The organism is Saccharomonospora saliphila YIM 90502 (assembly GCF_000383795.1).
Classification (GTDB): domain Bacteria; phylum Actinomycetota; class Actinomycetes; order Mycobacteriales; family Pseudonocardiaceae; genus Saccharomonospora; species Saccharomonospora saliphila.
Genome location: NZ_KB912656.1, coordinates 36,293 through 38,414, shown reverse-complemented (window position 1 = coordinate 38,414; position 2,122 = coordinate 36,293). Strand labels below are relative to the sequence as shown.

The following is a 2,122-nucleotide window of genomic DNA, read 5'->3' as shown; positions in this document are numbered from 1 at the left end:
GGCTGACGCGGCGCGCACACCGAGCCCCGCCACGGCGGCGCCCGTTCCGGAGCGGCGTCAGGTCTCGCGGCGCAGCGCGTCGACGGCGGCGCCGAGGTCGTCCGGGTAGTCACTGGTGAACTCGACCCACCGGCCGTCGGCGGGGTGGGCGAAGCCGAGTGTGCGCGCGTGCAGCCACTGTCGCGTGAGGTGGAGCCCTCGGGCCAGGACCGGGTCCGCGCCGTAGGTGAGGTCGCCGACGCACGGGTGCCGCAGCGCGGCGAAGTGCACCCTGATCTGGTGGGTTCTGCCGGTCTCCAGCGTCACGTCGACCAGCGATGCGGCCCGGAACGCCTCGACGACCTCATAGTGGGTCACGGAGGGCTTACCGTCGGCCACCACCGCGAATTTGTAGTCGTGCCGGGGATGGCGGTCGATCGGCGCGTCGATCGTGCCCCGCGTCGGGTCGGGATGTCCCTGCACGAGCGCGTGATAGCGCTTGACGACCGTGCGTTCCTTGAACGCCCGCTTCAGCGCGGTATAGGCGCGCTCGCTCTTGGCCACCACCATGACACCGGTGGTGCCCGCGTCGAGCCGGTGCACCACGCCCTGGCGCTCGGCCGCGCCCGAGGTCGAGATCCGCAATCCCGCGGCGGCCAGGCCACCCACCACGGTCGGCCCGGTCCAGCCCGGGCTGGGGTGCACGGCGACTCCCACCGGCTTGTCCACCACCACGATGTCGTCGTCGTCATGGAGGACCCGCAAGCCCTCGACGGGCTCGGCGACGACCTCGGCCGCCGTCTCCGGTTCGGGAAGGGTCACCTCGAGCAACCCGCCCGCCGACAACCGGTCCGACTTCGCCGCGGGCCTGCCGTCGACGAGCACGTCGCCTGCCGTGGCGAGCTCGGCCACGACCGTGCGGGACAGGCCGAGCAACTTGGCCAGGCCCGCGTCGACACGCATGCCGTCGAGTCCGTCGGGCACCGGCAGCATGCGGCTGCTCATGCTCGCCCCTGTTCGTCGGTGTCGCCGGGACCGGCCGCGGTCTCCGCACCGTCCCCTGACGACGAGTCGGGGCCGGTGTCCTGCGCACGGGCGGGCACGGCCTCGCCGGAACGCGCCCGTGCGCCGGTCCGGGTGCCGTCGTAGTCGCGTCCCAGCACGGTCAGCAGCACGATCAGCACGGCTCCCACCGTGATGGCCGAGTCCGCCGCGTTGAACACGGGGAAGTACTCGCCGCCGGGGCCGAACACCGAAATGAAGTCGACCACGTGGCCCTCGAACGGCGCGGGGGCGCGGAAGATCCGGTCGGTGAGATTACCCAGCGCTCCGGCGAGAATGAGCCCCAGGCCCACCGCCCAGCCCGCCGAGCGGAGCCTGCGGGCGAACCACACGATGCCCACCGCGACGGCGACGGCGACCACGGTGAGCACCCACGTGCCCCCGAAATCCATGCCGAACGCGGCGTAGGGGTTGCGCAACAGATGCAGGTACACGGCGCCACCGAGGATCCGCACCGGCTCCGCGCTGTCGAGCCGCGCCGTCGCGACCACCTTGGTGACCACGTCGATCGCATAGCCCAGCGCGGCCACGAGGATCAAAAGCCCGATCCGGCGCCGGGGCCGCGCGGGCTCGACCGCACCGCTTCGCGGTTCGGGGTGCTGCTGCTCGAAGTTCACCGGTTCATTGTCCACGGCCGCTCGACGGCCTTCCGACGCAGCACCGTCAGTGCCACGGCGCCCACCGTCAGGACGGCGCCCGCCCACACCGACACCTGCGGGTGCGCTCCCAGCGCGAGAAGCCCGGCCACCGGCACGGTCACCACGGCGGGCGGCAGCGCACGCCACCACCACGAGAGCCCGAGCAACACCACCGCCGTCACCGCCACGAGCACCCTGCCTCCCTCCGGCTCCGCCGGTGGCGGGATCGCCCCCGGCCCGGCCAGCGCCGTGGTCAGGAGCACGGCGGTACCCAGCCCGGCGAACGCGAGCCCGCACTCGGACCAGCCGCCGTCGCCCGGCCCGGTCCGACGGCCGTCACCCGCCGGCGTGGGAAACACGGCCAGGGCTCCCGCCAGTGCCGCGAGCGCGGGAGCCACCAGTGGTGCGGGCCCGTCGAGCGTGGCCACCGCACACACCGGAAG

3 protein-coding genes are annotated in these 2,122 nt (G+C 73.5%); all 3 read right to left on the bottom strand.

From position 1 onward, the window contains the following. Window positions 1-57 precede the first annotated feature (57 nt). The gene (locus SACSA_RS0109160; RefSeq protein ID WP_019815278.1) at window positions 58-984 is read right to left on the bottom strand and encodes an RluA family pseudouridine synthase; all 927 of its coding nucleotides are present in this window, start codon (window positions 982-984) and stop codon (window positions 58-60) included. Next, window positions 981-1,658 (bottom strand): signal peptidase II, encoded by a 678-nt coding sequence (lspA, locus tag SACSA_RS22190; RefSeq protein WP_019815277.1) that lies wholly within the window; start codon window positions 1,656-1,658, stop codon window positions 981-983. Before lspA ends, SACSA_RS0109160 begins: the two co-directional genes overlap by 4 nt. Then, window positions 1,655-2,122, bottom strand: a 468-nt coding sequence (locus SACSA_RS0109150) for a hypothetical protein (RefSeq protein WP_028661707.1), incomplete at its 5' end; no start/stop codon positions are given. The genes lspA and SACSA_RS0109150, both read right to left, overlap by 4 nt.

Excerpts from the sequence above, each read along its gene's own strand:
- SACSA_RS0109160 (WP_019815278.1), bottom strand. The coding sequence starts at position 984 with ATGAGCAGCCGCATGCTGCCGGTGCCCGACGGACTCGACGGCATGCGT.